Source organism: uncultured Mycobacterium sp., from assembly GCF_964249325.1.
In the GTDB taxonomy this organism is placed as follows: Bacteria; Actinomycetota; Actinomycetes; order Mycobacteriales; family Mycobacteriaceae; genus Mycobacterium.
In genome coordinates, this window is the sequence record NZ_CAXUCH010000315.1 from 1 (window position 1) to 4,092 (window position 4,092).

Sequence of the window (4,092 nt, forward strand, 5' to 3'; positions counted from 1 at the left end):
GCGCTGGTCGACGCCGAGTTGCTGCGCCTGGAACACCGGCTACCGGGGCTCGACGCCGACCAGCGCGACGAAGTGGCCCGCGCCGTGCGGCGTGTGGTGGACAAGCTGCTGCACGCGCCCACCGTGCGCATTAAGCAACTGGCCAGCGCGCCCGGCGGCGACAGCTACGCCGAGGCGCTGCGCGAGCTGTTCGAACTCGACCAGACCGCCGTCGACGCCGTCGCCACCGCAGGCGAATTACTCGAGGTGATAAGCGAATTCGAACCTGATACCACCCGCGCGCGGGGCACCGGTGGCCGACCCGCGTCTGCCGAGTAGCCGTTGGGCCGACGTGATCCGGATAGGCACTCGGGGCAGCAGGTTGGCCACCACTCAGGCCGGTAGCGTCCGCGACCCCCTCGTGGCCAAAGGCCACCCCGCGCAGTTGGTGACGATCACCACCGAGGGCGACCGGTCCAGTGAACCAATCGCCACCCTCGGGGTCGGTGTGTTCACCACCGCGTTGCGCGAGGCCATCGAAGAGCGCCGCGTCGACGCCGCGGTGCACTCGCATAAGGATTTGCCCACCGCCGACGACCCGCGGTTCCTGGTGGCAGCGATACCCCCTCGTGAAGACCCCCGCGACGCGGTGGTGGCCCGCCACGGGCTGGTGCTGGCCGAGTTGCCGACCGGCTCCGTGGTGGGCACCTCGTCCCCGCGGCGGGCCGCGCAGCTTAGAGCATTGGGTCTCGGTTTGGAAATCCGCCCCCTACGAGGCAACCTAGATACCAGGTTGAGCAGGGTAAGCAGCGGTGATCTTGACGCAGTCGTGGTGGCCCGGGCCGGTCTGGCCCGATTGGGCCGCCTCGACGATGTCACCGAGACGTTGGAGCCGGTGCAGATGTTGCCGGCGCCGGCTCAAGGTGCGCTCGCCGTCGAGTGCCGCGCCGATGACGCGGAGCTGGCGGCAGTGTTGGCAGAGCTCGACGACGCCGACACCCGCGCGGCGGTCACTGCGGAGCGGGCCCTGCTGGCCAAGCTGGAGGCAGGTTGCTCCGCACCGGTGGGTGCGATCGCCGAGGTGGTCGAGTCCATCGACGAGGACGGCCGCGTCTTCGAGGAGCTGTCGCTGCGCGGCTGCGTGGCGGCGCTGGACGGATCCGACGTGATCCGTGCGTCCGGTATCGGCAGTCCCGATCGGGCTCGAGAGCTGGGGCTCTCGGTGGCCGCGGAACTGTTCGCACTGGGTGCCGCAGAACTCATGTCGGGCGCGCGGTGAGAGCAGCCGTGCGAGGAAGCAACGGGGAGTAGCAAGTGAGCATGCGAGGGCGTAAGCCGAAGCCGGGCCGCATCATGTTTGTGGGCTCAGGCCCCGGGGACCCGGGCCTGTTGACGACGCGGGCCGCCCGCGTACTGGCCAACGCCGCCCTGGTGTTCACCGACGCCGATGTGCCCGAGGCGGTGCAGGCGCTGATCGGCGCTGAGCTGCCGCCAGTGTCCGGGCCGGCGCGAGCCGACGCCGCGGTCGACGCCACTGATTGCACCGATGCGACCACCCCCACTGCCGTGGTTTCGGTCGGGCCCGACATTCGGCCCGCGCTGGGTGAACCCGCTGAAGTAGCCAAGACGCTGATCGCCGAGGCCCGCTCCGGAGCCGACGTGGTGCGGCTGGTCGCCGGTGACCCGCTGGAAGTCGATGCGGTGATCAGCGAAGTCAACGCCGTGGCGCGGGCGCATCTGCAGTTCGAGATCGTGCCCGGGCTGGCCGCCAGCGCCGCGGTGCCAACGTACGCGGGCCTGCCGTTGGGCTCGTCGCACACCGTGGCCGACGTGCGCGGCGACGTGGATTGGGCGGCGCTGGCCGCCGCACCGGGGCCGCTGATCCTGCAAGCGACCGCCTCGCACCTGACCGATGCGGCGCGCACCCTGATCGACTACGGGCTGGCCGAATCGACGCCGTGCGTCGTCACCGCGGCCGGCACCACCTGCACACAGCGCTCGGTAGAGACCACGCTGCATGCGTTGACCGACGGGGCCGTTCTCGGTGGCACTGATCCGGCCGGGCCGCTGACCGGCCCGCTGGTGGCGACCATCGGCAAGACGGTGGCCAACCGCGCGAAGCTCAACTGGTGGGAAAGCCGCGCGCTGTACGGCTGGAAGGTGCTGGTACCCCGGACCAAGGACCAGGCCGGGGAGATGAGCGAGCGGCTGGCATCCTACGGCGCGCTCCCGATCGAGGTGCCGACCATCGCCGTCGAGCCGCCGCGCAGCCCCGCGCAGATGGAACGTGCGGTCAAAGGCCTGGTGGACGGCCGGTTCCAATGGGTGGTGTTCACCTCTACCAACGCGGTGCGCGCGGTGTGGGAAAAATTCGGCGAATTCGGGCTGGACGCTCGTGCGTTCTCCGGGGTGAAGATCGCCTGCGTCGGCGAGGCCACCGCCGACCGGGTCCGCGCGTTCGGGGTCAGCCCCGAGCTGGTGCCCTCGGGTGAGCAGTCCTCCCTGGGACTGCTCGACGAATTCCCGCCCTATGACAGCGTTTTCGACCCGGTGAACCGGGTATTGCTGCCGCGTGCCGACATCGCCACCGAGACACTGGCCGAGGGACTGCGCGAACGCGGCTGGGAGATCGAGGACGTCACCGCGTATCGCACCGTGCGGGCTGCGCCGCCGCCGGCGGAAACCCGCGAAATGATCAAGACCGGTGGCTTTGACGCGGTGTGCTTTACGTCGAGCTCGACGGTGCGCAACTTGGTCGGCATCGCCGGCAAGCCGCACGCGCGGACCATCGTCGCCTGTATCGGTCCCAAGACGGCCGAAACCGCGGCCGAGTTCGGCTTGCGGGTCGACGTGCAGCCGGAGACCGCCGCGGTGGGTCCCTTGGTCGATGCGCTGGCCGAGCATGCCGCCCGGCTGCGCGCTGAGGGCGCGCTGCCACCGCCACGTAAGAAGAGCCGCAGGCGCTAAATGGCGATCGCAAGCGCGGCGGAGCCGGGCGCAGGGGGTCGCCATTCATCGGGGCCGAGTGCGATCGCAAGCGCGGCGGAGCCGGGCGCAGCGGGTCGCCACGGAGGTGGGGCTTATCCCCGGCAACGCCCGCGTCGACTTCGCTCGACTCCGGCGATGCGCCGGCTGGTGGCGCAAACCTCCCTGGCGCCACGGCATTTGGTGCTGCCGATGTTCGTCGCCGACGGCATCGACGAGCCGCGCCCGATCGCCTCGATGCCGGGCGTGGTCCAGCACACCCGCGAGTCGCTGCAGGCCGCGGCCGCCGACGCTGTGGCCGCCGGGGTAGGTGGACTGATGCTGTTCGGTGTGCCCCGCGACGAGGACAAGGACGCGTCCGGCTCGGCCGGGACCGACCCCGACGGCATCCTCAATGTCGCGCTGCGCGACCTGGCCAAGGATCTCGGGGACGCCACCGTGCTGATGGCCGACACCTGTCTGGACGAGTTCACCGACCACGGCCACTGCGGCGTACTGGACGCTTCGGGACGGGTTGACAATGACGCCACCTTGACCAGGTATGTGGAACTGGCTGTGCAGCAAGCAGATTCGGGTGCACATGTAGTCGGGCCGAGCGGGATGATGGACGGCCAAGTGGCCGCGATCCGCGACGGCCTGGACACCGCCGGCCATACCGACGTGGTGATCCTGGCGTATGCGGCCAAGTTCGCATCGGCGTTTTACGGCCCGTTCCGCGAAGCGGTGAGCTCGAGCCTGTCCGGTGATCGCCGCACCTATCAACAGGAACCCGGCAACGCTCGCGAGGCGCTGCGCGAGGTGGAATTGGATCTCGACGAGGGCGCCGACATCGTAATGGTCAAACCCGCGATGGGTTACCTCGACGTGGTGGCCGCCGCTGCCGCTGTCTCGCCGGTGCCGGTGGCCGCCTACCAGGTGTCGGGGGAGTACGCGATGCTCTCGGCCGCGGCCGCCAACGGGTGGATCGATCGGAGCGCCGCCGTACTGGAGTCGCTGACCAGCATCCGGCGAGCCGGCGCCGACATCGTGCTGACGTACTGGGCCGCCGAGGCGGCGGCCTGGCTGTCGTGACCGAGCCGCACCGGTGGCCGGAGCCGCCGGCCCCGCATGAGCCGGAGCCCCCGACCC

At 70.3% G+C, this 4,092-nt stretch carries 3 protein-coding genes and 1 pseudogene; all 4 read left to right on the forward strand.

Features of this window, described 5'->3' with window-relative positions; all coding sequences use genetic code 11:
• A pseudogene (locus ACFE99_RS23430) lies at positions 1 to 318 on the forward strand (glutamyl-tRNA reductase); the annotation flags it as partial.
• A 13-nt stretch (positions 319 to 331) separates the two neighbouring features.
• Positions 332 to 1,258, forward strand: coding sequence for a hydroxymethylbilane synthase (gene hemC / locus ACFE99_RS23435; RefSeq protein ID WP_375489034.1), 927 nt, complete (start codon positions 332 to 334; stop codon positions 1,256 to 1,258).
• Between the two features lie 41 nt (positions 1,259 to 1,299).
• Positions 1,300 to 2,946: a uroporphyrinogen-III synthase gene (locus ACFE99_RS23440; protein WP_375489036.1), complete on the forward strand. Its 1,647-nt coding sequence runs from the start codon at positions 1,300 to 1,302 to the stop codon at positions 2,944 to 2,946.
• A 63-nt stretch (positions 2,947 to 3,009) separates the two neighbouring features.
• A complete protein-coding gene (gene hemB, locus ACFE99_RS23445; RefSeq protein WP_375489038.1) occupies positions 3,010 to 4,035 on the forward strand; it encodes a porphobilinogen synthase in 1,026 nt (341 codons plus the stop codon).
• The last annotated feature ends 57 nt before the right edge of the window (positions 4,036 to 4,092 follow it).